22 protein-coding genes are annotated in these 26,330 nt (G+C 54.6%); 14 read left to right on the forward strand and 8 right to left on the reverse strand.

The window, feature by feature from the left end:
• Positions 1-29: 29 nt before the first annotated feature.
• A complete protein-coding gene (locus B1C80_RS19280) occupies positions 30-1,805 on the reverse strand; it encodes an ABC transporter ATP-binding protein (protein ID WP_077922838.1) in 1,776 nt (591 codons plus the stop codon).
• Between the two features lie 154 nt (positions 1,806-1,959).
• On the opposite strand from B1C80_RS19280, the gene B1C80_RS19285 reads away from it, so the two are divergent.
• Positions 1,960-3,216, forward strand: a complete 1,257-nt coding sequence (locus B1C80_RS19285) for a DUF2264 domain-containing protein (RefSeq protein WP_077922839.1) — start codon at positions 1,960-1,962, stop codon at positions 3,214-3,216.
• Positions 3,217-3,274: 58 nt separating this feature from the next.
• Positions 3,275-3,736, forward strand: coding sequence for a hypothetical protein (locus B1C80_RS19290; protein WP_077922840.1), 462 nt, complete (start codon positions 3,275-3,277; stop codon positions 3,734-3,736).
• A 42-nt stretch (positions 3,737-3,778) separates the two neighbouring features.
• Here B1C80_RS19290 and metG read toward each other — a convergent pair whose 3' ends face one another.
• Positions 3,779-5,845: a methionine--tRNA ligase gene (gene metG, locus B1C80_RS19295; protein WP_077922876.1), complete on the reverse strand. Its 2,067-nt coding sequence runs from the start codon at positions 5,843-5,845 to the stop codon at positions 3,779-3,781.
• 146 nt (positions 5,846-5,991) lie between these two features.
• On the opposite strand from metG, the gene B1C80_RS19300 reads away from it, so the two are divergent.
• From B1C80_RS19300 to B1C80_RS19315, 4 genes are all read left to right on the forward strand, one after another.
• A complete protein-coding gene (locus tag B1C80_RS19300) occupies positions 5,992-7,056 on the forward strand; it encodes an ATP/GTP-binding protein (protein ID WP_077922841.1) in 1,065 nt (354 codons plus the stop codon).
• Positions 7,049-7,567, forward strand: a complete 519-nt coding sequence (locus B1C80_RS19305) for a hypothetical protein (RefSeq protein WP_077922842.1) — start codon at positions 7,049-7,051, stop codon at positions 7,565-7,567. Before B1C80_RS19300 ends, B1C80_RS19305 begins: the two co-directional genes overlap by 8 nt.
• The gene (locus tag B1C80_RS19310) at positions 7,545-8,561 is read left to right on the forward strand and encodes an NAD-dependent epimerase/dehydratase family protein (protein ID WP_077922843.1); all 1,017 of its coding nucleotides are present in this window, start codon (positions 7,545-7,547) and stop codon (positions 8,559-8,561) included. The genes B1C80_RS19305 and B1C80_RS19310 overlap by 23 nt, the downstream gene beginning before the upstream one ends.
• 159 nt (positions 8,562-8,720) lie before the next feature.
• On the forward strand, positions 8,721-10,124 hold the full coding sequence (locus B1C80_RS19315; RefSeq protein WP_077922844.1) for a tetratricopeptide repeat protein: 1,404 nt from the start codon (positions 8,721-8,723) through the stop codon (positions 10,122-10,124).
• Between the two features lie 53 nt (positions 10,125-10,177).
• Here B1C80_RS19315 and B1C80_RS19320 read toward each other — a convergent pair whose 3' ends face one another.
• Together B1C80_RS19320 and B1C80_RS19325 are read right to left on the reverse strand one after the other, a co-directional pair.
• A complete protein-coding gene (locus B1C80_RS19320) occupies positions 10,178-11,023 on the reverse strand; it encodes a DUF2490 domain-containing protein (RefSeq protein ID WP_077922845.1) in 846 nt (281 codons plus the stop codon).
• 113 nt (positions 11,024-11,136) lie between these two features.
• On the reverse strand, positions 11,137-12,048 hold the full coding sequence (locus B1C80_RS19325; RefSeq protein WP_077922846.1) for a mechanosensitive ion channel family protein: 912 nt from the start codon (positions 12,046-12,048) through the stop codon (positions 11,137-11,139).
• A gap of 114 nt (positions 12,049-12,162) precedes the next feature.
• Here B1C80_RS19325 and B1C80_RS19330 point away from each other — a divergent pair, with 114 nt between their 5' ends.
• Positions 12,163-13,329 (forward strand): cysteine desulfurase family protein, encoded by a 1,167-nt coding sequence (locus tag B1C80_RS19330; RefSeq protein WP_077922847.1) that lies wholly within the window; start codon positions 12,163-12,165, stop codon positions 13,327-13,329.
• Between the two features lie 82 nt (positions 13,330-13,411).
• Here B1C80_RS19330 and B1C80_RS19335 read toward each other — a convergent pair whose 3' ends face one another.
• Complete coding sequence (locus tag B1C80_RS19335) at positions 13,412-14,014, reverse strand: NAD(P)H-dependent oxidoreductase (protein ID WP_077922848.1); 603 nt, start codon at positions 14,012-14,014, stop codon at positions 13,412-13,414.
• Positions 14,015-14,441: 427 nt separating this feature from the next.
• Positions 14,442-15,569: a PLP-dependent aspartate aminotransferase family protein gene (locus tag B1C80_RS19345; protein WP_077922850.1), complete on the reverse strand. Its 1,128-nt coding sequence runs from the start codon at positions 15,567-15,569 to the stop codon at positions 14,442-14,444.
• Between the two features lie 155 nt (positions 15,570-15,724).
• Here B1C80_RS19345 and B1C80_RS19350 point away from each other — a divergent pair, with 155 nt between their 5' ends.
• From B1C80_RS19350 to B1C80_RS19365, 4 genes are all read left to right on the forward strand, one after another.
• Positions 15,725-17,371 (forward strand): DUF1800 family protein, encoded by a 1,647-nt coding sequence (locus B1C80_RS19350; RefSeq protein ID WP_077922851.1) that lies wholly within the window; start codon positions 15,725-15,727, stop codon positions 17,369-17,371.
• Between the two features lie 16 nt (positions 17,372-17,387).
• The gene (locus B1C80_RS19355; protein ID WP_077922852.1) at positions 17,388-18,893 is read left to right on the forward strand and encodes a DUF1501 domain-containing protein; all 1,506 of its coding nucleotides are present in this window, start codon (positions 17,388-17,390) and stop codon (positions 18,891-18,893) included.
• 54 nt (positions 18,894-18,947) lie between these two features.
• The gene (locus B1C80_RS19360) at positions 18,948-19,787 is read left to right on the forward strand and encodes a crotonase/enoyl-CoA hydratase family protein (RefSeq protein ID WP_077922853.1); all 840 of its coding nucleotides are present in this window, start codon (positions 18,948-18,950) and stop codon (positions 19,785-19,787) included.
• A gap of 70 nt (positions 19,788-19,857) precedes the next feature.
• Positions 19,858-20,757 carry an SDR family oxidoreductase gene (locus tag B1C80_RS19365; protein WP_236648841.1) on the forward strand — a complete coding sequence of 300 codons (900 nt, stop codon included), beginning with the start codon at positions 19,858-19,860 and terminating at the stop codon, positions 20,755-20,757.
• A 112-nt stretch (positions 20,758-20,869) separates the two neighbouring features.
• On the opposite strand, the gene B1C80_RS19370 is transcribed toward B1C80_RS19365, so the two are convergent.
• Positions 20,870-22,768 carry a TlpA disulfide reductase family protein gene (locus tag B1C80_RS19370; RefSeq protein WP_077922855.1) on the reverse strand — a complete coding sequence of 633 codons (1,899 nt, stop codon included), beginning with the start codon at positions 22,766-22,768 and terminating at the stop codon, positions 20,870-20,872.
• Positions 22,769-22,817: 49 nt separating this feature from the next.
• Positions 22,818-24,281: a sodium:solute symporter gene (locus B1C80_RS19375; RefSeq protein WP_077922856.1), complete on the reverse strand. Its 1,464-nt coding sequence runs from the start codon at positions 24,279-24,281 to the stop codon at positions 22,818-22,820.
• Between the two features lie 170 nt (positions 24,282-24,451).
• On the opposite strand from B1C80_RS19375, the gene B1C80_RS19380 reads away from it, so the two are divergent.
• From B1C80_RS19380 to B1C80_RS19390, 3 genes are all read left to right on the forward strand, one after another.
• Positions 24,452-24,730, forward strand: coding sequence for an ATP-dependent Clp protease adaptor ClpS (locus B1C80_RS19380; protein WP_077922857.1), 279 nt, complete (start codon positions 24,452-24,454; stop codon positions 24,728-24,730).
• 92 nt (positions 24,731-24,822) lie between these two features.
• Entirely contained in the window at positions 24,823-25,434 is a 612-nt protein-coding gene (gene recR, locus B1C80_RS19385; RefSeq protein ID WP_077922858.1) for a recombination mediator RecR, read from the forward strand.
• 139 nt (positions 25,435-25,573) lie between these two features.
• The gene (locus B1C80_RS19390; RefSeq protein WP_077922859.1) at positions 25,574-26,275 is read left to right on the forward strand and encodes a superoxide dismutase; all 702 of its coding nucleotides are present in this window, start codon (positions 25,574-25,576) and stop codon (positions 26,273-26,275) included.
• Positions 26,276-26,330: the final 55 nt, after the last annotated feature.

A 26,330-nucleotide genomic window follows, 5' to 3' on the forward strand; every position in this document is an offset into this window, starting at 1 on the left:
GCTTGGCTGGCAGTCCTTGTTTTGCCCGACTAGACCACTTCTTTGTACTGCATCCGATACAGGTTCGCGTAGAAGCCTTCCTGCTGCAGAAGCTCCTCGTGTTTACCCTGTTCAACAATACGGCCTTTGTCTACTACGATGATCTTATCGGCTTTCTGAATGGTCGAGAGCCGGTGCGCAATGACAATGGCCGTACGTCCTTTCATGAGCTTGTCGATAGCATTCTGAATCATTTCCTCCGTTTCGGTATCGACCGACGACGTGGCTTCATCGAGCACAATTATCTTGGGGTCCTGCACCATAGCCCGAACGAAGGAGATCAACTGGCGCTGGCCAACCGACAAGGTAGAGCCGCGCTCCATAACGTTGTAATCATAGCCGTCGGGCAGACGGTCGATGAACTCATGTACGCCAACGAGCCTGGCCGCTTCGATCATTTTTTCACGGCTGATCCGGGTGTCGCCCAGCGTGATGTTGTTTTGTATCGTGTCGGAGAAGAGAAAAACATCCTGCAAAACAACCCCTATATTCCGGCGCAGCTGACCGAGTTCGTACTCGTGAACGTCAACGCCGTCGATATTGATGTGGCCCTTGTTGATGTCGTAGAAGCGGCTTAACAGGTTAATGATCGACGATTTTCCCGCTCCGGTTGCTCCGACGAATGCAACCGTTTCGCCAGCCCGTACCCGAAAGCTGATGTCGCGCAATACCCAATCTTCATTGTTGTAGGCAAACCATACATTTTTAAACTCCACTTCGCCTTTGAACGTAGCGGGTGCATAGGTGCCATCGTTGACCGTAAACTCGTCGCTGTCGAGAAGTTTGATGATCCGGTCGGTGCTGACAATGCCCATCTGTAAGGTATTGAACCGATCGGCCAGCATCCGGATCGGCCGGAAAAAAAGGTTGATAAACATCACGAAGGCCGTAACGGTCCCGAACGAGACATCGGCGTGGATGATCTGGCGGGCACCGTACCATACGACCAGCCCCACCGCCACCGCCGAAATAATGTCAGCTACCGGGTAGTATACCGAATAATACCAGATTGACCGGATGTTGGCCTGCCGGTGTTCATCATTGATGGCCCGGAATTTTTCGGCCTCTATTTTTTCGCTGCCGAAAATCTGGACGATGTTCATGCCGGTAATGTGCTCCTGCACGAATGAATTCAGGTTGGCTACGGCCGTACGAACCTCGTTAAACGACGATTTTATTTTTTCCTTGAATACGTACGTACTGAACAGCATCAGTGGAATGGTCGACAGGCTGATAGCCGCCAGCCGCCAGTCGGTATAAAACATGACCCCAATGATCAGTATCAGCTGCAGAATGTCGCCCGCAATGGCAGCCATGCCTTCGCTGAAGACATCGGCCAGGGTTTCAACGTCTGAGATAGATCGAGTAACCAGTCGGCCAATTGGTGTGTTGTCGAAAAATTTAAGCCGAAGCTGCAGAATCTTACGATACAGCTGCACCCGGATGTCGCGGATAACGTGCTGGCCCAGCCAGCCAGACAGGTAGGTATTGGAAAACTGAACGATAGCCTGAACCACGAGCACCCCGATCATGAGCATGAGCATAACCGTCAGGCGGCTTCCGTCGCCGGTGGCAATTACGTTATCGATGGTATAGCGAATGAGCAGGGGCGTCAGTGGGGCCAGACAGGCGGCCAGCATGATAATGCCAATCAGGAGGTAGAAGCGTGTCTGGTACGGTTTAACAAAACCATAGAGCCGTCGGAGAATGACCAGGTCGAAAATTCGGCCCGAAGGAGATCCGGTGCTTTTTGTGTCTGCGTTCACAGGGGAGTGTCAATAGGGGGCGTATAGTCGGGTAACAGCGTTGGTGGGTCGAACGTTTCAGCCCGCGCCGGATTTGGCCGTTAGCAACGGCCCAAAACAGTAAGAAATCGGCCGGTCTGCTTTACTTCTGAAACATCTGACTGAAATCTGATTTATGAAACGGCGGTTATTTACCCGGCTCGTCACGGCGCTACCGGTAAGTTGGCAGATTGGTAATGAACGCCCGGGCGACCCTGCGGCTCAGTCCGGCCATGCGCTGACAACCGGCCAGGAGGACCGCGCGTACTGGTTAAAAACAATACTGGCTGTGGCCGACCCGGTCCTGTCGGCGCTGGCCCAGAACCGGCTGAAGGCAACGATGCCCGTCGAGTCGGCAGCCGGGCAGGAGGTGGGGCGCCGGGCCGTGTCGCATCTCGAAGCGCTCGGTCGCACAATGGCGGGGCTGGCTCCCTGGCTGGAGTTAAACACCCCAGACGGGGCCGAGAGTCAGTTGCGCCAGCGGTATCTGTTACTCGCCCGGCAGGCAATCGCCAATGGGGTAGACCCCAATTCGCCCGATTACCTGAACTTCACCAAAAACGGCCAGCCGCTGGTCGACGCTGCTTTTCTGGCCCACGGCCTGATTCGGTCGCCCCGGCTATGGCAGGCCCTGAGTCCGACTGAACAGGCCAATCTGGTGCGGGCCCTGCAAGCCAGTCGGGTTATCAAGCCGGGCTACAACAACTGGCTGCTGTTCAGTGCCATGGTAGAAGCGGCTCTGCTGAAGTATACCGGCTCGGGCGATGAGATGCGTATGGATTACGCTATTCGTCAGCACCAGGCCTGGTACAAGGGCGATGGCGTGTATGGCGACGGTCCCGATTTTCACTGGGATTATTACAACAGCTACGTCATTCAGCCTATGTTACTGGATGTGGTTCGGACGCTGGTCGATGCTGGTAAAGCGGATAAAAATCTGCTGGAGACGTTGCTGGGCCGCGCCCAGCGGTACGCCATCGTACAGGAGCGGCTCATCCATACCGATGGGTCGTTTGCCGCCTTTGGCCGGTCGCTGGCCTATCGGTGCGGGGCGTTCCAGCTGCTGGCCCAGGTGGCGCTGCAACAGAGCCTGCCGCCCGAATTACCACCCGCTCAGGTCCGCTCGGCCCTGACGGCGGTTATGCACCGGACTATGGATGCGCCCGGCACCTTTGACGCCAAAGGCTGGCTGCGAATCGGGCTGTGTGGCCATCAGCCATCCATCGGCGAAACCTATATTTCTACAGGCAGTTTGTACCTGTGTTCGGTCGCTTTCCTGCCGTTGGGGCTACCCGCAACCGACCCGTTCTGGGCGGCCCCGGCAACCGACTGGACGGCCCGAAAAATCTGGTCAGGTCAGGACGTTAAAGCCGATCATGCTATCAAAGGATAAACCGCCAATACCGATTTGACTTACTTGTTATTGCCCAACCTCTATAACCAACAGGCTCATGAAAAGGTACGTCGCTTTCGCGTTCGTTCTACTGGCCGGGTGCTCGCCTAAAGCCGGGCCAACACTTACCCTACAGCCCAATCGGCTGCTGTATACCAGCGCGGATATCAACCGGGTTAGCCTTGTCGACTCGATACGCCGGATAAGGTCGGGCGGTTTACTGTTGGGGAGAAACGTAAAAATTACCCTGCGTGATGGGACACAAAAGAAAATACCCCAGCACGAAATCTGGGGTTACTCTGATGGGAAGGGAAACGTATGGCGCCATTTCCGTAAATCGTTCTTTCAGGTGGTACGCGTAAGTGACGTGGTCGAGTATGTCAGTACGCGGAGTCGATTCGTTGGGCAGGGCGTTACTGTACACGAACCTGTTTGGCTGTATAGTAAGACGCTGGACAGCCGGATTGTTGGCAGTCGGAAGCGAGCGCTTAAGATCGATGGCGAACCCCTGTCAGATTAGAAGGAGAGGAGCCAGCTTACAAGCTGGCTCCTCTCAGGTTACTCAGGAGACCGTACCGCCGTTCCAGACGGCATCGCCGGGTGCGATGAGGGCCAGCTTGCCGTCCCGGTCTTCGGCCATCAGGATCATTCCCTGCGACTCGAAGCCCATCATTTTGCGGGGAGCCAGGTTAGCCAGAAAGGTTACCTGTTTGCCAATGATCTCTTCGGGTGAAAAATGTTTGGCGATGCCGCTCAGAATCTGCCGTCCGCCCATACCGTCGTCTACTTTCAGCTTCAGCAGCTTATCACTTTTAGGAACCCGTTCAGCCTCGGTGATGGTGCCGATGCGGATGTCCATTTTGGCGAAATCGTCGTAGGTGATTTCGTCGCGCAGGGGTGCTACAGTTTTGGTTTCTAATTCATTCATGCGTTTGGCATTCTGTAATTTCTGAATCTGTTTGTTGATCTCCTCATCTTCGATCTTGGCGAACAGCAGCTCGCTTTGGCCCAGTTCATGACCGGCTACCAGCAGGTCGGCCCGGCCCGCGTTCTGCCAGTCGAGCCGGTCCTGAATCCGGAGCTGATCACAAAGCTTACGGGCCGTAAACGGCAGGAAAGGCTCGGAGACGATAGCCAGGTTGGCCGCAATCTGCAGCGCCAGATTCAGGATGGTGTGTACCCGGCCCGGATCGGTCTTGATTACTTTCCAGGGCTCGGTTTCGGCCAGGTATTTGTTCCCGAGCCGGGCCAGATCGATCAGGTGACCCAGTGCCTCGCGGAACCGGTACTGCTCAATCGATTGCCCGATGCGGTCAGGAAACTGAGCCAGCTCGTCCAGCACGCTCCGGTCATAGTCGGTCAGGTCGCCCCGAACCGGCACCCGGTTGTCGCAGAACTTCTGGGTCAGCACCACGGCGCGATTGACGAAGTTGCCGAAAATACCCACCAGCTCGGCATTATTGCGCGTCTGAAAGTCTTTCCAGGTGAACTCAGAATCTTTGGTCTCGGGGGCATTGGCAGCCAGCACGTAGCGTAGCACGTCCTGCTTGCCGGGCAACTCGTCGAGGTATTCGTGCAGCCAGACGGCCCAGTTCCGGGAGGTGCTGATTTTGTCGCCCTCCAGATTCATGAATTCGTTGGCGGGCACATTGTCGGGCAGGATAAACGAACCCTCCGCCATCAGCATGGCCGGGAAAATAATGCAGTGGAAAACGATATTGTCCTTGCCGATAAAATGCACCAGCTTGGTCCGTCCGTCCTGGGTATGATCATTGCGCCAGTACAGCTCCCAGTCGCGCCCCTGCTGGGCGGCCCATTCCTTGGTCATCGAGATATAGCCGATCGGGGCGTCGAACCAGACGTACAGTACTTTACCTTCGGCATCGGGCAGGGGAACGCTGACGCCCCAATCGAGGTCGCGGGTCATGGCGCGGGGACGCAGGCCTTCTTTCAGCCACGACTGGCATTGGCCCAGCACGTTCGTTTTCCACTCGGGATGGCTGTTGACGAAGTTCTCAATAGCCGGCTGCATCCGGTCGAGTGGCAGGTTCCAGTTCCGGGTCTGGCGCAGCACCGGTTTCGATCCTGAAAGGGTCGAGTGGGGGTCTATCAGCTCGAGTGGACTCAGGGCGGTGCCGCAGCGTTCGCACTGATCGCCGTACGCACCGGGATTACCGCAAACGGGGCAGGTACCTACAATGTACCGATCGGCCAGGAACTGATTGGCTACTTCATCATAGTACTGTTCCGTCACTTCTTCGTCGAAATCGCCTTTGTCGTATAAGGTCGTGAAAAACGCCTGCGACGTCTGGTGGTGAATCGGGTTCGACGTTCGTGAATAGATATCGAAGGAGATACCAAAGTCAGCAAAGGCCTGTTTGATCTGTCCGTAGTATTTGTCGACCACCTGCTGGGGTGTCAGTCCTTCTTTTTTGGCCCGGATCGTGATCGGTACGCCATGTTCGTCGGTGCCGCTGATGAACGCCACGTCTTTACCCGTGGCCCGGAGGTAGCGTACGTAGATGTCAGCTGGCAGGTAACAGCCGGCCAGGTGGCCAATATGAATGGGCCCGTTGGCGTAGATTAGAGCCGCTGTGACGGTGTATCGTTGGGGATTTTCGAGTGACATGTGTAGAGGGTATACGGCCGTTAAGTACGATGTAGCGGATCGGCGCCCGACCGTAACCGGAGCGTCGTAAACCGTTTTGGCCCGCAAAATTAGCAATTCAGGGCCGAACGTTGTTATGTTTACGCACACAGCAATGCCAGACCGCGATGGAGAACACCAGCCAAGAGTCGAATAATTTCCTAAACTGGGTTGAAATCAAAAACTTCAAGTCGATTAATGATCTTCGCTTCGACTGCAAGCGGGTGAATGTTTTTATTGGCAAACCAAACGTAGGAAAGTCAAATATTCTGGAGGGGTTAGGGTTACTGGGTGCGGGGTACAGCGTTGGGAAAATCCTGAATGGATTCGTTCGGTATAGAGACATAAAGCAGCTATATCGGGATAATGATAAGCGGGCTAAAATAGAAGTAGTTACTGACAAGCAACAAATCCAAATTAATGCCCTTCCATCCTTATCCGCAATCGGTGCACAGGGTACTACTAGTATCAATAAAGAAAATTACAGCATAGGCGGACGCGATGGAATCAGCCGTATCATCAGCGCTTCTGGTGCTCCGTCGCGAGAGATCAGTGTTGGCAATGAAGATCATGAAGAGCGGTTCCAGCGCTATTTTCGGGCCGTTAAGAAATATGACTATGGTAACCTTGTAGATTTTACTGACTCACTGGAAACCTATTTAAGTCCTCCCAACGGCTCAAATTTGTATTCCTTAGTTCGGAGTGACAACGTCTTGTGGGCTGAGTTTGCCAAGCTCTTTACCGAGCAACAGCTAGAACTTGTTCTCTATGATGAAAAACAGGAGTTTATTCTGCAAAAAAAGAATGGCCCGTTTGTTACGCAGTATCCTTACTTTTCCATTGCCGATACGTTCAGGCGGTTTATGTTTTACATCACGGCCATTGAATCGAACAGGAACTCTATTCTAGTTTTTGAGGAGCCGGAAGTGCATTCATTTCCTCCTTATGTAAAAGCTATGGCGCATCGAATTGTAGGAAGTGAATCCAACCAATTTTTCGTGTCTACGCACAGCCCTTACTTACTGCAGACGTTGATTAGCGAATTAGATGAGTCAGAATTAGCCGTGTTTATTACGTTTTACAAAGATTACCAAACACAGGTACGCCAGCTAACTGTCGATGAATTACAGGAAGCGCAGGATTTGAGTATCGACTTGTTTTACAACCTTAGTCGCTACGAACCCAATGCCTGATCGCCCAGTTCAATTTCTGCCCGAGTGCCATGCCGACACTGCGCTGATTCGTTTCCTTTTTCCTGACCCATTATTGAGCATTCACACACTGGGTTGCACTGAAGTGGCGAGAACCATGATGTCGCCCCGTGCTCAGCAGTATATGTTGGTTGGTATTGTTGACAACGATAAGAAGCTTGATATTCACTGCAAAGGATTTTTTAGAGACTTTGTTCTGACTGAAGAACGTGATCGGCTTTTAGTGAAAAGATATGTTCAAGCCAACCAGCACATCATAGTTATCGATAAAGCAATCGAAAGCTTCCTGTTGTGGAATGCAGAAACGGTAGATATTGATGTGAGTCAGTACGGGTTTGAGAAGTCGGTCAAGCGGTTGGGTCTTCAACTTAAAACGCCAACGATAGAAACGGATGTTGGCTATCACCAGTTACTAACTGACATTTACAACCGCCAAGCTCCTGGCCTCATCACCCTCGAACGTATTTTGAATGACCTCACCGCTACGCACTAATTCGGTTTTTATCACGGGGGCTACCGGATTTATTGGCTCTCACATGGCCCGTCATTACCTGCAGGCGGGGTATACGGTCTTGGCCCTGGTCAGACCCGGAAAGGGATACGGTATGCTGGCCGACGTTGCCGATCAGATTACCTGGGTCGAAGGTGATGTACTTGATATTCCGGCCCTGGAGACCGCAATTACTCCCGGTATCGACGTCATTCACGCGGCTGCAGTTGTGTCATTCGTTCCGAAAGACCGACGCCTGATGGACCAGATCAATGTGGAGGGTACGGCTAATGTGGTCAATGTATGCCTGAAGGCAGGCGTGCGTAAGCTGGGCTATGTAAGCTCCGTAGCCGCCCTGGGCCGACCAACGGCGAAAGGAGCAAAACCGGGCGAGGCCGTAGTCGTTAACGAGACGCAGAAGTGGGAAGAGTCACCGAATAATTCGGCATACGCCAAGTCGAAATACCGGGCTGAACTGGAAGTCTGGCGCGGGGTGGCAGAGGGACTAAACGCCGTTATGGTTTGCCCCAGTATCGTGCTGGGGGTCGGTGACTGGAGCCGGAGCAGCCTGCAACTGGTCAACTACGTCAATAACGAACGACCCTTTTACCCGGCGGGGCTTGTCAACTATGTTGATGTGCTGGACGTGGTCGAATCGCTGTTCTGGCTCATGCAGGCTGAGGTAACGGCCCAGCGCTATATCCTGAATGCAGGCACCATTCCGTACCGATCTTTGTTAGAACAATTGGCAGGTTCATTGGGCAAACGGCCACCTACGCTACGAATAGCCCCTGTACTGACGCAATGGCTATGGCCGCTGGAAGCAGTTCGCGCCTGGGTTACGGGCAAACCCCCGTTGATCACCCGCGAAACAGCCCGGTCGGCCAGTTCGTTATACCGGTACGAAGGTCAGAAAATAGAGCAGGTGGCTGGGTTTCAGTACCGTCCGTTAAACCAGACGCTGCAACGCATTGCCCGCTCCATTTCAGGGGGCTGAACAAGCCGAAAAGAGGCTTAATCGGGCAAGGGAAACGGTTCGTAATTTTTTGAATCGCGGTGTTGCAGTTTCGTTTTTTTGGTTTAAATTTCACTGCCAAAGGATAAACCGCGCCAATGGCTGCGGCCCCTATCCGCCCCACAATTTTAAGGCAATAGCATGGAGCAAGAGTTCGAGGAACGAGAAGGTGACATAAAAGAATCAATCCGGCGTTTTGAGCAAATGCTGGATCAGCAACAGAGTCAGTTTTTCGATCTGGACGTCTATGAGCAAATGGTTGAACATTATCTCAACCAGGGCGATTTAGACAAGGCGTTTAAAGCCGCCGAAGCCGGTTTGGAAAACTTTCCGTACGCGCTGGAACTAATGCTCGATAAAGCCCAGATTCTGGCCAACTACCAACGGTTCGATGAATCGCTGGAGTTACTGGAACGGGCTTCGTTGTTTAATCCGGGTGATCTCGACGTACCCTTTATGCAGGGATCCGTTCTGAACATGGCCGGTCGGTATGAAGAATCAATTTCAGTGCTGGAAGATCTGCTCGACCGCGCTGATGAAAAAGAAGATATCTTATTTCAACTCGGTCAGAGTTATCAGAACTGGGGTAAATACGACGAAGCCATCACCCAGTATAAAAAGTCGATAGCGCTGAATATCAACAACGAAAACGCGCTATACGAACTGGCTTTCTGCCTCGACGTTACGGGCGAGCTGGAGAATAGTCTGGCCTATTATCAGCAGCTGATCGATGCGGATCCGTACTCCTACAATGCCTGGTACAACATCGGGATAGCGTATAGCAAACTGGCCCGCTATCCGGAAGCGGCCGAAGCCTACGATTACGCGGTTATTATCAAGAGCGATTTTGCGTCGGCTCACTTTAACCTGGGTAATACGTACATGAACCTGAGCCTGTTCGAGAAGGCGGAGAGCTGTTACCGCGAAACGCTCAAGTACGAAGAGCCCACCGCCGACACTTACTGTCATCTGGGGGCCAGCCTCGAAAAGCAGGACCGGTTGCCGGAAGCCATCAAAGAATACCGCGAGGCCCTCAAGCTGGACCCTATGTGGGATGAAGCCTGGTACGGAATTGGCGTGTGCCTGAGCGAAACCGGGAAATGGTACGAAGCGCTGCCGTTTTTGCAGAAGGCCGTTAAACTCAACGACAACAACGGAGAGTATCTGCTGGCCGTAGCCGAAACAGAGTATAAAATAGGCAACGTGCTGTCGAGCCTCGAAGCGTTCGAGAAAGCCGCCGAAGTTGACGCCGAAAACCCGGATGTGTACCTGACCTGGTCGCTGGTACCGTTCGATCAGGGCGATTTCCTGCGGGCTAACGAGATTATACAGAATGGGATCGAAGACATGCCGCGCGAAGCCGACCTGTACTACCGGTCAGCCGTTTACCTGATTCATGCCGGTCATTACCGCGAAGCGCTGATCCAGCTTGAAGCCGCCTTGTCGCTCGATTACGATTCTCATGTTCAGCTGTTCGAGTTTTTTCCGGAGCTGGAGAAGCAAAAGGCGCTCTACAAGATCATTCAACAGTACAAGCCCAGTTAAACCGGGTATTTCTGAAACAAACAAGCCGCTGACTGATCAGCGGCTTGTTTGTTTTATTCAGGTCCAACGGGTGATTTCGTTTTCGTTCGGCGTCGGTTTTCCAGATACAGGTACGCGTGCAGGGCGTGATTGAAGCGGAACGTCCGTCGTTGTTGAATGGGGTCTGTTTGCAGGGTGAACTGATTCAGGTACCCGAGTTCGACCCGCAGATTGTCGCGCAGCCGCTTTCCCAAAGCCAGATAAATTCGGCTCTGGTCAAAGCGCCGGGCTGTCCTGGAAACGACCACCATGGGTTCAGCGCTGGTTTGTATGTACCAGGTTTTATCATCTTTATTTTTCTGGAAAACGGGCTTAATCCACCGGATCATAGCCCGCAGCCGAACGTTGAACCGATCGGCCAGCACATCATCAGACTCGCCATCCGACAAAAAAACGTATTCGCTGGTGAGCGTGTCGGTGCGGGAGGGCCAGCGCAGCTCGGAGCGAAACCGGTAAACCAGCTCACTCTTCGGAAGCGGTTTGGTGATGGTTAGTTGCGGAATGATTCGGACTTCCTGAAAAAAGGTGTAAGGCTGAAAGTCATTCGGGCGGCTCCAGGTCCACCATAGACCGATAGGCGAGATCGAAAGACGGACAGGGTCGGTTAACTGGTAGTTGATCCAGGGACGAAACACCTGCTGAAGGGGATACCGAAACACATTCAGGTCGCGCCCATTCTCGTCTCTCGATTGCCGCCGGTACTGGTGATCCATCTGAAAGCTCCACTTGCCGGCGGTCTTGTAAACCAGATTCAGTTCAGACCAGAAAACCGGTCGGTGGCGCACCACATTCTGGTAAGTCTGCGCTATACCAGCCGTCCCGGACAAGCTTATGAGTACGCTAAAAAAAACAGTTCGCATGCAGGGTCATTCCTTATCAGGCCGCAAACTTAAGCAAAGTGCGTCAGGTGCGGCTCATCGAGTGACGGTTCTCTTTGTTAATGAATTGATATGGAGTGGTTTAAGGGGGTTGGCTATTTTTCTTTCTCCGGCTGGAGTACCGAGATGATCCGGTCTGCTTCGGCCTCGTGCTGGCTGGCGAGCTTCTGCTTGAGGTCGAACGTATGGCCGGCAAAAACAATCAGTATATCCTGTTGATCGAAGGCCTGCTTTACGGCTTTGATCGCTTCACTCAGGGCCGCCGGGGCGCTGGTCCTGGCGGGGTTGATCCAGAACCAGAGCATGAACTGGATGGTGTTATCACCAAAGTTCCGATAATGCAGATCGACCGGCCGCTCGGGTAGCACGAAAGGAAGTTGGCGGACGGCCTGTTGCGCCACCTGCTGCGCTTTGGCCAGATCGTCGAGGTACGACACGCCGGCGGTCAGCTCGATCCGGCGGAGGCCGATTCGGGAAAAGTTGGTAATTGGCTTCTGAAATACGTCTTTACTCGGAATCTCTACGGTTTGCCCCTGGCCATTATTAAGCACAATGGAGCGGAGTTTGACATCCAGTACCTCGCCGGTGAAGCCGTTGGTTTCGACGACGTCGCCTACCTGAATAGGCCGGGCCAGCGCAATCATGGTACCTGAAATAAAGTTGGTTGTCAGGTCTTGGAAGGCAAACCCCACGGCCAGCGCAATAACACCGGCCCCGGCCAGCAGAGACGTCAGTGCTTTGTCGAGGCCCAGCACCCCCAGGGCAACGAATAACCCAATGGCCATGACGGCTACGCGCGCTACCGCTCCTGTCAGGTTGATTAACGACTGGTTGTTGCTGAACCGGTCAACACCTCTGGATACCCACCGGCTGATCCAGCGCGACAGAAAGGTAAATACCAGCAGCAACAGAATAGCAACGGCTACTTTGGGAATGAATCGGATAGCCGCCCGGGTCCAGTTGGCCAGATCGGTATAAAGGATGTTATAGGTCTGCGAAAAGTCCATAGAAACGGGGTTGGTGGTCTTAGCAGAACGTCCGTCGCTTGTATAGTGTTTCATTGGTAGGCCTATACGCCGTACCTTTGCCGCGGTACGTACTACCATCCGATCTGACTGACAATGACAACTGTTGCCCCCGTTTATCTCGATAATGCCGCTACCACCCGGCTCGATCCTGAAGTACTGGACGCCATGCTGCCGCTGATGACGGAGCAGTTTGGCAATCCATCATCCATTCATAGCCACGGTCGCCAGGTTCGTACGGCAATCGAGAAAGCCCGGAAGTCGGTGGCATCGCTGCTGAATACCTCACCGGCTGAGATTTTTTTTACCTCGGGTGGTACGGAGGCCGACAATACCGCTATCCGCAGCAGTCTGGAAACGTTTGGCATCACGCACGCCATCACCTCGCCAGTTGAGCATCATGCCGTACTGCACACCCTCGAGCATCTGCAGAAGCAGGGACTGGTTCGGCTGAGTCTGGTCAACGTCGACGATCGGGGGCATGTTGATCTGGAACACCTCGAAAAGCTGCTCCGCAGTTTTCCCCGCTCGTTTGTGTCGCTCATGCACGGTAATAATGAAATCGGTAACCTGCTCGATCTGGACCAGGTGGGCCGGTTGTGTCGGCAGTACGACGCCATCTTTCATTCGGACACGGTGCAGACCATGGGCCATTTTCGACATGATCTGCAAAGCCTGCCAGTCGATTTCATCGTAGGCGCAGGTCATAAATTTCACGGGCCCAAAGGGGTTGGATTTCTGTATGTGAACGCCGAGCGCGCAAAAATTCACCCGTTCATCTATGGCGGAGCCCAGGAGCGAAACATGAGGGGCGGTACAGAAAACGTATACGGTATTGTCGGGCTGGCCAAAGCACTGGAAATTGCGTACCGCGATATGGATGCGCACCGACAGCATATTACCGCGCTGAAACAACGGATGATTGAGCAACTGGCCGAAAAAATGCCTGACGTCCGCTTTAACGGTGATTCGGCTGCCATAGGTAGCAGTCTGTATACGGTGCTGAATGTAAGTCTGCCCGCTTCTGACATGAGCGATATGCTGCTGTTCAACCTGGATATTGCTAAAATATCGGCGTCGGGCGGCTCGGCCTGTTCGAGTGGATCAAGCATCGGGTCACACGTGCTGGCGGCACTGCCAGGTCTTGACTCGGAGCGGGGCTATGTCAGATTCTCATTTGGTAAGTACAATACCGCAGCCGAGATCGACTACACGGTCGATACCCTGGTCGGGCTGTATCGGAAAGAGGCCCGGCTCGTTTAGGAAGGACGGTAAGGGATATAAACAGCAGAGCCCGGAGCGCAAACTCCGGGCTCTGCTGTTTATGAGATCTTGGGTGGCTGGCTTATTTGGTTTCGGCCAGTTGCTCGCTGCCAATCCACCGATGCGCTACATTCAGGGTGTAGTCGATAAAGGCGCGGGCGGTACGGTCGTATACTTCGTGGCCAATGAAACGGCCCGCTTCGTCGAGGTTCTTGTCCGTCTCGTGCGATTCGTAGAGTTTGGGCGAGATAATCGAATAGCTGTTGGTGAAGCTGATGATCTTGTTCATGACCGTGGTCATGTCCAGCGCGGGTTGGCGGCCACCACGACCGTTCGAAATGCCGACCATGGCAAAGACCTTGTTTTCGAACAGGTGCTTGAAGGCGGGCCCTCCTAACTGGTGAATGGTATTGCTGGCCTGCGGGGGCGCGGTCCAGTTGTATTCAGGCATGGCAAAGATGACCAGGTCAGCGGCTGCCCAGCTGCTGATAAGCTCCTGCTGAAACGGCGTTAGGGTCTCCTGCTTTACGGAGCCCTGGCCTACATAAGGAATGTCATAGTGTTCAAACGTAACCACCGATACGTCGTGCTGGCCGGTTTCGTTCAGTACGTTACGTACAAAATTTATGAAGCGTAGCGAATTGCCATTCTTACGCGATGAAGTAGAAATCAGGGCGATATTCATAGAGTCGGTTGTGCAAATACAGGGGTGTAACGGTCGGTACAAGGCTTTAGTTTCCCGAAAAAAAGGGGGCTGTCAGGCAACGGTTATGGATTCATATTCCTCTTTGCATCATCCGTCGTTGGGAAACTACAATCAGCAGTTATCATGTACAGCATCCTGGCCATCTGCCTTATCTCCCTACCGATTGGTACGACCCCTGCTCCGACAATTGCCCGGCACGATTCCATTCCCGGGTCTGCGCAACCCGGTATGCCAATAGTCCGGCCCAGGAACGAGTTCTACCGGGATCCGCATGACCCGAAACGGGTTACAAGAGCCACGCTGGATAACATGCCCGCCAGGCAACCCGATACGTCGGAAACCTATTTGATCCAGAAAAAGGTACCGGGCTACAAGCCCCGATTACAACTGCCCCCTAAGCCCTGAATCAGTGCAGCCGATCCAGCGCCTGGGCTAGGTCGGCAATGAGGTCTTCGGCATGTTCAAGCCCAACCGACAGGCGAACCAGGTTCTGCGGGGTCTTCGTGGCCGGCCCTTCAACGCTGGCCCGGTGCTCGATCAGACTTTCTACCCCGCCCAGGCTGGTGGCACGGGTAATGAGTTTCAGCTGCCCGATAAACCGAATAGCATCGTCGGCGCCCCCGTGTACCTGTACGGACAGCATAGCGCCAGGGCCGTTCATCTGCTGATGGATGAGGGCACGATCGGGATGATTGGCCAGGCCTGGGTAATGGACACGTTGTATGGCCGGGTGCCCATCCAGAAAATCAGCTACGGCCTGTGCGGTAGCCATCTGCGCCCGCACGCGTACCCCCAGGGTCTTCAGCCCCCGGCTCACCAGCCAGCAATCAAAGGGCGACGGCACCGCGCCAGACAACCCCTGAATCTGACGAACGCGTTTAGTGAATTCATCGTCCCGCTTAAAAATCAGGGCGCCCCCCAGCACATCGGAATGGCCACTGAGGTACTTGGTGGTCGAGTGCATGACAATGTCGCAGTTCAGGTCGATGGGCCGCTGTAAAACAGGGGTAGCCCAGGTATTGTCGCATACAACCAGCGCCCCGGCTTCGTGGGCCAGCCGGCTAATGGTCAGCAGATCGGTGATGCTAAGCATGGGATTCGACGGCGTTTCGCACCAGACCACCCGCGTATTTTCGTGGAGGGAGGCCTGAACGGCATCGAAGTTGCTCATATCCACGCGGGTATAGGTCAGACCCCAGGGGTGAAATACCTCTTCGAGCAGCGCCGGGGTGCCGTAATACGCATCCGTACCGACAAGCACGTGATCGCCGGGGCGCAGCGCCTGGAAGAGCGCCATGGTAGCCGCCTGCCCCGAGCCAAATGCCAGGCTGGCAGCTCCCCCCTCCAGCGTAATAAGGGCTTTTTCGAGCGCTTCGCGCGTGGGGTTGTTGACCCGCGCGTAACCGTACGGGCCCGGAAGCTCGTTGGCTGCGTTGCGGGCAAAAGTCGTTGCCAGATGAATAGGCTGGACCACGGCCCCGGTAATCGGGTCAGGCTGGTGAGTAGCCAATATGGCCATTGTATCGAATTGCATAAACGTAGCTGGGAAGTCAATCCTGAATCCAGGATCGGGTTAATGAATTATCAAATAGCAGTACCTACTTGATGAGAAAATGATCGGTTTGTAAAACTCAACGTAGTTAATTTTCTAAATTTGGTGGCTTCGCCCGCTCGAATCCGGCTTCTGAAATGCCCTCTCCTCTGGACCCGTATACTCAGCCGCTCACCGCCCAGACAGCCGCGCATCTGCTGCGACGGGCTACCTTTGGCCCTACAAAGGCCGAAATAACAGCTTTTACGGGATTAACAGCGCAGCAGGCCGTATTTCAACTGATCACGAATGCGAATTATACCCTGCCCGAACCCCTCGACCTGGACGAAAACCTGCCCACAGCGGCTCAGCCGTACCTGAACCTGCCCTTTAACGCCGATCGCAATTTTATCCTGGGTCATTACGCCCGGTTCCGATGGCTCGAGATGATGACTACGCAGGCGGCTCCGCCCAGTCTGCTGGATAAGCTGGCGCTGTTCTGGCAGAATCATTTCGTAGCGACCCGTAACGTAGTCGGGGATTATCGGTTTATGTTCCAGTACATTAAGTTAGTCCGGAACAGCGCCCTCGGTAATTTCCGCACGTTCGTCATCAACATGACCAAAGAACCGGCCATGCTGCGATTTCTGAACGGAGACGAGAACCAGGTTGGCCATCCGAACGAAAACTACGCCCGCGAACTACAGGAGATCTTCACCGTTGGTGTAACCGATTTTGCCGGGAACCGGAATTATACCGAAGACGATGTCAAGGCAGCGGCAAAGGTGCTGACGGGCTGGAGCCATACCAACTACAACGAACCGGGTTCCACTACCATCTCGACAACGTTTACAGACAGTTTACACGACGCTACGGACAAGGTATTTTCGGCTCATTACGCCAATACGGTTATCAGGGGACGTGCCGTATCGCAGCCGGGTACCCACTCGGCGGGCGATGCCGAACTGAGCGACCTGGTCGATATGCTGTTGCGGCATCCCCAATGCCCCCGGTTCATCTGCCGCAAGCTGTACCGCTGGTATGTGAATCCGAACGTTACCCCAACCGTTGAGACGACTATTATCGAACCACTGGCCGATTTCTTTGCCAGCCCGGCCAATAACTTCGCCATCCGGCCGGTAATTGAAAAACTGCTGACCAGCCAGGCCTTTTTCGATACCGCTAACCTGGGGGCCATGATTAAGTCACCCGCCGACCTTATAATCGGCGCGATGCGTTTTTTCGAACAACCCGTGCCGGCATTGCCCACCGACTACGTCGCCTACCGAAAATACTTCGACTTCATCTATTACCAGATGGATAGTATGCAGATGGGCGTGCTCGAACAGCCTACCGTGTTTGGCTACGACCCATATTACCAGACGGGCTTTTCTAAACTATGGATCAATACAACCACAATTGGGCTGCGGGGAAACCTGACCGATGCGTTTATCTGGCGGTGGCTGGAGCTGAAGCCGGGCTATACGGTCGGCATCGACCTGCTCGGCTGGGTAACGCGGTTACAGCCTAACTTCACCGACGTGGGCGGTACGCCATCCATCACCTGCGTCGACATTCTGGCTGAATTTACCAGGCATCTCTATGCGACCGGCTTATCGATGGCTCAGCAGGATTTTGTCATCGATACGATTATGATGCAGGGTATACCCCGCCTGTCCTGGACATTCGAGTGGAACAATTACCGACGTAATCCCGCCGATCCCGGAAGCCGCTACGGCGTATTGTGGCGGCTGCAGAACCTGATGAAATTTCTGCTCCGTATGGCGGAGTACCATGTCTGCTGAGCTATGACTAGTTAATATGAAACGTAGAGACTTTATCTCCGCCGTATCGGCCAGTATGGCACCGGTCATGCTCGACGGGTTTGGGCTGAAAGCCATGAACCGGCAGTCGGCCCTGGTGCAGTCGCTGCTCCAAACATCGGCCGTCAATACGGATCGGGTGCTGGTCATTGTTTACCTGAACGGGGGCAACGACGGGCTCAATACGGTCATTCCGCTCGATCAGCTATCGCTCTATAACTCCCTCCGGAGCAATATCGCCATCCCGCAGAATCGGGTGCTGACCCTCGACGGTAATCCGACAACGGGATTTCATCCGGCCATGACGGGCATGCGGGATCTGTATAACGACGGAAAACTAACGGTAATCCACTCGGTGGCATACCCCAACCCGGACCAGTCGCACGCGCGATCGACCGATATCTGGATGACAGCCGCCGATTCTCAACAACTGTTAACGTCGGGCTGGGCGGGCCGCTATCTGGACAACCGATTCCCGGACTATCCGGCCAGCTACCCCAATCCCCAGATGGACGACCCGCTGGCTATTCAGATCGGGTACGTAACCTCGACGGCTTTGCTGGGCAGCCAGCAGTCGATGGCTATTGCGCTGAACGACCCCGACAATTTTTACGCCCTGGTCGGAACGGATCCACCGGCGCCGGGTGAACAGCAACCCGGCGATGCGGGCGAGCTGATTACGTTTATCCGCAAACAGCAGACCCTGGCCGTTGGCTACGCCGACAAGATCCGGCGGGCGGCTGAGGCCGGCCGGAACCTGGCTGTTTATCCCGAGTCGTACGAAAAAAATTACCTGGCCGATCAGCTCAAAATCGTGGCCCGTCTTATTCACGGGGGCATGAAATCAAAAATTTACTATGTGTCGCTGAACGGGTTCGACACCCATTCGGGGCAGGTCGACAGTACCGACGTGACCCAGGGAGAACACGCCATGTTACTGGGGAAAGTCGCCAAAGCCATCGCCACCTTTCAGCGCGACCTGGCCCTGCAGGGTACCGAAGACCGGGTCATCGGGATGACCTTCTCTGAATTTGGCCGGCGGGCTAATTCCAACAACTCGAAGGGGACAGATCATGGCGTAGCCGCGCCCATGTTCGTTTTCGGCTCGGGGGTTAAACACCAGACCATTGGCCAAAATCCTGACCTGGCTAACCTGAGCGGACAGTTTGGCAACAAAGAAGTGACCATGCAGATCGATTTCCGGCGCGTTTATGCCGACATCCTGAACGACTGGTTTGGTACGGCTCCGGCTACCACCAATACGATACTCGCACGCAGCTTCCCGACCGTATCCCTGTTTTCGAACGTGGTAGAAACCCTGTCGTCGGGAAGCTGGCAGGAGCCGGGCCGCTGGACGGTAGGGCGGGTGCCGTTTGCCAGTGAATACGTAAAAATCAACGCCGGCCATACCCTGATCGTGGATCGCAATATTACCGTCCGACGGATGCAGGTGGCCGGCCAGCTGAAGTTTACGGGGCCGTATTCGATCCGCATGACGGGCTAATGCCTAAATCTGTTACCTTTACGCCTAACCGTATGCAAGCATACTATTCGCGAAATGGAACAGACCTATCAATCGCTCCAACTAACCGAAGCCGACGGCGTCATGACCGTTGTGCTGCTTGGCCCTGGCAAAGGCAACGCCATGGGACCCGAATTCTGGGAAGAATTACCCCGGGCTATGGATGAGATAAACCAGATGCCCACCGTGCGCTGTATCCTGTTTAGGGGTAGCGGAGATCATTTCAGTTATGGGCTCGACGTAGCCCGAATGCTGCCCCGAATTGCCAGCATGGCTACCGGCAACCCCATGGCCGACGAACGTCGGAAGCTGATGGGACAGATTCGATTCATGCAGTCGGGCTTCGTAAAGATGCACGAGTCTCCCAAGCCGGTCATTGCCGCTGTGCATGGCTGGTGTATCGGGGGGGGGCTGAACATGATTGCCGCGGCCGACATTCGGCTTTGCTCACGGGATGCGCGCTTCAGCCTGCGTGAAGCCAAATTGGCCATTACCCCGGATATTGGTGGTCTTCAGTTTCTGCCGCATCTGATTGGGCAGGGCTTCACCCGCGAAATGGCCTTCACCGGGGGCGACTACGATGCCGCTTTTGCCGAACGAACCGGTTTAGTCAATCACGTGTACAATACGCCCGAGGCCCTGTTCGACGCGGCTCAGGCGCTGGCCCGTCAAATTGCGGACAATCCCGCTCCGGCCGTACAGGGTGCCAAAGAGGTCTTAAACTATGGCATCGGAAAAGATCTGGAAGACGGTATGCAGTACGTAGCCGTCTGGAACTCGAGCCAGATGCAGTCGGCCGATTTTAGCGAAGCCATGCAGGCCACCCTGGATCGGCGCAAGGCCGAGTTCAACAAAAAAGTAAACCGAGGGTATTAACGAGTGCGTTGGTCTGCGGTTTCCCCGCGACAACCACTCACTTTTTTCTTTACGCCTAGACTGTTAAACCATGACCACAGGAATGCTGCGCGATGGAGCGCTGAACGGAAAAACCATCATTGTTACGGGCGGGGGCACCGGCCTCGGTAAGTCGATTAGCCGGTACCTGATTCAGTTGGGTGCCAACGTCACCATTTGTAGCCGGCGGCAGGCTGTGATCGATGAAACGGCCCGCGAGCTTACCGAAGAAGCGAGCCAGTTGACCGGGGCGGGGCAGGTGCTGGCAGTGGCCTGCGACGTCAGAAATCCCGAACAGATCGAGCACGTAATGGCCGAAACCATTGCCCGATTCGGTCAGATCGATGGGTTGCTCAATAACTCGGCCGGTAACTTTATTAGCCCTACCGAGCGGCTTTCCTACAAAGCGTTTGATACCATTGTCGACATCGTACTGCGCGGGACGTATTACTTCACGCTGGCCGTCGGGAAATACTGGATCGATAACAACATCAAAGGCACTATACTGAATATATCAACGACCTATGCCACGACCGGTTCTGGTTATGTGGTGCCGAGTGCGGTTGCCAAAGGCGGAGCCCTCATCATGACCAGGTCGCTGGCCGCTGAGTGGGGGAAATACGGCATTCGTCTTAACGCCATTGCTCCGGGGCCGTTTCCTACCAAAGGAGCCTGGGATCGTCTGTTTCCCGAACCGCTGGCCAGCATGATGGACCCGACCAGCCGTATTCCGTTAAAACGCGTTGGGGAACACGGTGAGCTGGCCAATCTGGCCGCTTTCCTGCTTTCGGACTATTCGGGTTATATCACGGGCGAGAGCATCACCATCGACGGGGGTGAAGTGCTGGCTGCTGGTGAGTTCAGCCACCTCGAAAAAGTGACCAATGACCAGTGGGATATGATCGAGCAGACCATCAAGCAGGCCAACAAAGCCAGCAAAGGCCAGGCCTAAAAACACCCCCGGGTCTCGATACGCCTATAGGCTACGTGTCCTGCTTACTTGGTTTGCTGGTAGAGTCAATCGCCAGTGAGCAGGACACGTAGAAAAATCAGTCGCCGGCCGGTTATTTCCCTTCTTTAAGCAGCTCGACAACTAGGGTTACTTCATTTACGGTAGCTTCGGGCGTGCCGGTATAGCCTATTGCCCGGTAGCGGATTCGGCCATCGGGTCCGATCACCACTTTGGTCGGTATTCCCAGGACGCCATAGGCCGTTGACACTTTCTGCTGAAGATCGAGCGGAACAACGAACGGGTAGGGGTTCTTGCTCATATACTCCCGAACCCGCTGCACCCGGCCACCCTCGCGGGTATTTACAAACAGGAACCGAACGGCCGGGTCGTTCTGAAAACGGGCCTGCGCCTGCTGCATGGCCGGAAACGACGCAATACAGGGCGCGCACCAGGTAGCCCAGAAATCGAGCACGACCACCTTGCCCCGCAGGGCTGCCGATGAGATCGTTCGACCCTGCAGGTCGGTCAGTGAAAAAGCCGGAGCGGGTTCGTTGATCAGCCGTTCGCGCAGTTCGTCCCGCTGGTCGGCGCGCAGGTCGGCTTCCAGTTCGGTCAGGTAGGCATCGGCTTTGGCCGCGTTCTGACCGGGTTGTTTGGCATACCAGTCGTGCAGGGCTGCTTTAAGCCGGGGCGTTGCTTTTCCTACGCTGACAGCCGCTTCGGCCAGGGGACGGGCTTCGGTAGCGTGGTTTGTCCGCAGGGCACACAGATAGTAACGCTCGTTGGTACGCGGGTCGCTGGTTTCGGCCTCTTCCGGATTAATAACCCGCTGATAGGCAGCATAGGCCTCGGCATCTTTACCCTGTTGTTCGAGCGCGCGGGCCAGGGTATTATGGAGAGCCCGGTGCCGGTTCTGCCGCTCCTGATTCCAGTCGCCCCGGAAGGTGGCGGGTTTTCCCTGGGTGTCCAGCAGGGCCATTGCTTTTCTGACCAGCTTTTCTGCTTCGGGGAGCGACCGGCGCTCGTCGGCGAGCTGGAAAGCCATGGTATTCAGCATCAGTACATCGGTATGAGCGGGCGGCTGCGTCTCCACAAAGGTCAGCAGGCCGGGGAGATCGTTGTTTTTGAAGTAGCCATCAGTAATTAAAACCGTCAGACCGGGGGCGTAGGGCGAGTTAGGGAACTCCCGTATGTAAGCCTGATACAGCGCCCGCCGACGAGTCCAGTTCGGCTCATTTCGGATAGCGGCTGCCCGGTCTTTCTGCGCCAGCGACCCCGCTGGGTCGACCGTTTTCATGCGTTCCCGTTGCAGGTTGGCGCTTTTAAAGTCGCCCAGACTCTCGTAGAGTAGGGCCGCAGCCGTCAGGTCGGCCGTAGATGGCGCTGGTACAGACTTCAGATAAGCCCCAATGGCAGTCTTGACTTTGGGGCCGTAGCCCGGTTTTTTCTGCTTGACCAGGGCGGCCAGGTAATCGGACCAGTACTGTGGGTAAACATCCGGATGCTGGGCCAGCTCCTGTTCATAAAGCGCGATGATGCGGTTGAGATCGGGTTTGCTGGCTGGCGCTGTCTCGTATACAAAGTGGGTTCGTGTGAACACAGAGGCTTGGCCCCCGATGGCGTGCGGAAGCGGTTGCCCGCTGCTGTCGCAAACGGGGATGACGTACAGCTGACCATTGTTCAGATCGGCCCGCTGGGGCTGGCGGCTGTTTCGAAACAAAAGCATTACCCCCGCCACATCCTTTTTCGGTAACCGGAATTCGCCTACGAAGACGTCGCCCCGTCGCGTGAGCACCAGGGGCGTAGGCCGGCTCAGCTGCATAACGGCCGGGGCTCCGTACCGAACGTACCGGCCTTCGATCAGACTGTCGGCCGCGAGGCCCGTACCCTGTGGCGAATAGGTGAGGGAAACGACCTGATCGACTTGCGGACTAGCCGGCAGGAACCGAACCTGAGCCGTTGCCGCAAACGAGAGCAATACCAGTATGACCAGGCAACGTAAAGCGTTCATAACGAAGTTAGAGTAGACACGGATGAATTGTAAAGCCAGCACTGTTTAATTAAGCGGTTACCGGCTCCGCTTCTTTAACGGGGCGTGACACTGCCCACAGACCGACAAATGTGAACAGGCCGTTCAGCAGCAGCCGCTCGAAACCAAACTGGTAGCCGTTGAACCAGGCCGCCGAGTTTTCGTTGACAATGTAGGTCAGTACGGGCGACGCCAGACAGATAAACGGTACAACCCAATCCAGCACGGGCCGTTTGCTGAAGATACCGAATGCGTACAGCCCCAGCAGCGGTCCATACGTGTATCCTGCAATATCAAAAACGGCCGTAATCACTTCTTTACTGTTAAGCTGCCGGAAAACAATGATTACCACATAGAACAACAGCGAAAACCCAATGTGTACAATGTGCTTGATGCGGGACCGCTCGGCTTCGGGTCGCGCTTCAACATTCATGAAGTCGACGCAGAACGAGGTAGTCAACGCGGTCAGGGCCGAATCGGCGCTGGCGTAGGTAGCTGCTGTGATGCCGAGCAGAAACGTAATACCTACCACCAGCCCAAGGTGGTTCAGGGCCAGTTGCGGGTAAAGGTCATCGGTCCGGGTCGGTATGGCGATTCCTTCGCGCTGGGCATACTGGTAGAGGAGCACGCCCAGCGACAGGAACAGAAAGTTCACGATCACCATCGTAAAGGTGAACCAGAACATGTTTTTCTGCGCTTCGCCAATGTTTTTGCAGGTCAGGTTTTTCTGCATCAGATCCTGATCCAGACCCGTCATCACGATGGCAATGAAAATACCCGAAATAAACTGCTTGAAGAAGTTCTTCGGATCATTGGCATCCCAGTAAAAAACCTGCGACATGCTGCTATCCTGAACGGTTTGTACCAGTCCCCCAAACGACAGCCCCAGTTCCCGGGAGATCAGGTAAATGGTCAGGATAACGGCGGTGACCAGAAAAATGGTCTGCAATGAATCGGTCAGGATGATAGTTTTTACGCCCCCTTTAAAGGTGTAGACCCAGATCAGACCGATCGTGATCAGCACCGACACCCCGAACGGGATGCCCAGTCCGTCGAACAGCGCGATCTGCAGCACCCCAGCCGCTACGTACAGCCGAACGGCCGACCCCACCGTACGGGCCAGCAGAAAGAAACCGGCTCCGGTCTTGTAGGACCAGAATCCGAATCGTTTTTCGAGATAGCCGTAGATAGAAATCAGATTGAGCCGGTAATAGAGCGGCATCAGAACGGTTCCGATGACCAGATAGCCGATGATATAGCCCAGAACGACCTGAAAATAGGAGAACCCGATCTTGCCCACAGCGCCGGGAACCGAGATAAAGGTAACGCCGGACAAGGACGTGCCGATCATGCCGAACGCAACCAGCCACCAGGGCGACTGCCGGTTTGCGGTAAAAAAAGTAGTGGTGTCAGCACCCCGGGCGGTATAGAACGAGACGGCAATCAGCATGCCGAAATAAGCAACCAGAATGACAAGAGCAATGGTGGTATTCATAGGCGGTTGTTACGCAAGACGCAGTGAAGTAAACGAGCGTTCAGGCTATTGATAAACAGCAGAAAGAGCAACTTTTTAGCCTGAAACGAGGTTGTTTATACGGTGGCCTTCGGCTTTCAAAAGTGCCAAATCTGCCGTAAATTTGCTAAATAATCAGCATTTCATTGCCCATGCAACCTTTTGAAGAAACATACACCGACGTGCTCGACGAGGTGGTCGATACCGACGTGCACAACCTTGTTGTCTTCAATGATGACGTAAATACCTTTGATCACGTGATCGAAACCCTAATCGACGTTTGTAAGCATACGCCCGAGCAGGCCGAGCAGTGTACGCTGCTGATTCATTACAAAGGAAAATGCAGCGTCAAAAACGGCTCCTGGGAGGAGTTGGTGCCCATGCGCAATGAAATTTGCCGACGCGGAATTTCAGCAGAGGTACTGAAGTAGTGAGGAGGGATGAATTGTGAATGCCGACGTTCATGAGTTCATCGTTGTACCGGCCACCCGGTCATAATTCACATTCATAATTCAATATACCCTTGGAGTATCCGTCTAAACTGATAGAAGACGCGGTGAACGAGGTGTCGAAACTGCCGGGTGTCGGGAAGAAAACCGCACTCCGGTTAGTACTGCATCTGCTCAAACGTGACGAAGAACAAACCGAATCGCTGGCCCAGAGCCTGACGGCCATGCGCACCCAGGTAAAATACTGCCAGAAGTGCCATAACCTCTCCGACCATGACCTCTGTGGCATCTGCGCCAGTACCAAGCGTGATCAGACGCTGATCTGCGTGGTTGAAGATACACGCGATGTGCTGGCTATCGAGAATACCGCGCAGTACAAAGGACTTTATCATGTGCTCGGTGGCATTATCTCGCCGGTAGAAGGTATCGGTCCCAGCGATCTGCAGATCGACTCGCTCGTGAACCGGCTGCGGGGCGACGAAGGGGAGCAGGTGCGGGAAATTATCCTGGCGATCAGCCCGACCATGGAGGGCGATACCACGGCCTTCTATCTGCAGAAAAAACTGAAGCCCTTCAACCTGAAAATCTCGACCATTGCCCGTGGCATTCCCATCGGGGGCGATCTGGAATATGCCGATGAAGTTACACTGGGTCGTAGTATCCTCAGCCGTATCGCCTACGACTAATGGTGCCCTGGTGCCGGCCGTGGCGGGCGGTTACTCGCTTTATTGGTAAAACTGCCTTTCTTTGCGCTTATTGAAACATCTGGCCCGCTGGCCCGTTCGTTCAGTAAGCGCATTATTTTTTCTACAAACCAACATTCGCATGAACCGTACTGAGTTTCTGAAGCTGGCTTTGGGGGCGTCGGCAGGCCTCGTGGCTACCCGTTCCTTTGGTTTTTTACCCTCGCAGGCCGAAGGTCCGTTTAAACTGGCTCCTTTACCTTTTGACGCCGGTGCGCTCGAACCCCATATCGACAAAACAACGATGGAGATTCACCACGGCAAACACCATAAAGCCTATGTCGATAATCTCAACAAAGCCGTGGCTATGCCCGAAAATGCCAGCATGGCCAAAATGAGCATCGACGATCTGGTGAAAAGTATCGATAGCAAAACGCCGGCTGCGGTTCGGAACAATGCGGGTGGCCACTGGAATCATACGTTTTTCTGGAATACCATCGGCCCCAACGCCGGAGGTGCGCCAAAAGGAGCACTGGCAGCTGCCATCAACAAGAAGTTCGGCTCGTTCGATAATTTTAAAACGGAGTGGGGTAAAGCGGCTACCGCCCGTTTCGGTTCAGGCTGGGTATGGCTTATCAAAACCGGCGACGGGGTTGACATTACCACCACACCGAATCAGGACAATCCGTTAATGGCCCTGGCTGAGAAAAAGGGCACCCCGCTTATGGGACTTGACGTCTGGGAACATGCCTACTACCTCAAGTACCAGAACCGCCGGCCCGAATACGTCACGGCCGCCTGGAACGTGTTCGACTGGAACAAGATCGGAAAGAACTTCGGCTAACAGGCTGAAAAAAAGGAGATCAATCCCTGGTAACCCGCTTCTTGGCTTACCAGGG

This window comes from Spirosoma sp. 209 (genome assembly GCF_002006735.1).
GTDB classification, from domain to species: domain Bacteria; phylum Bacteroidota; class Bacteroidia; order Cytophagales; family Spirosomataceae; genus Spirosoma; species Spirosoma sordidisoli.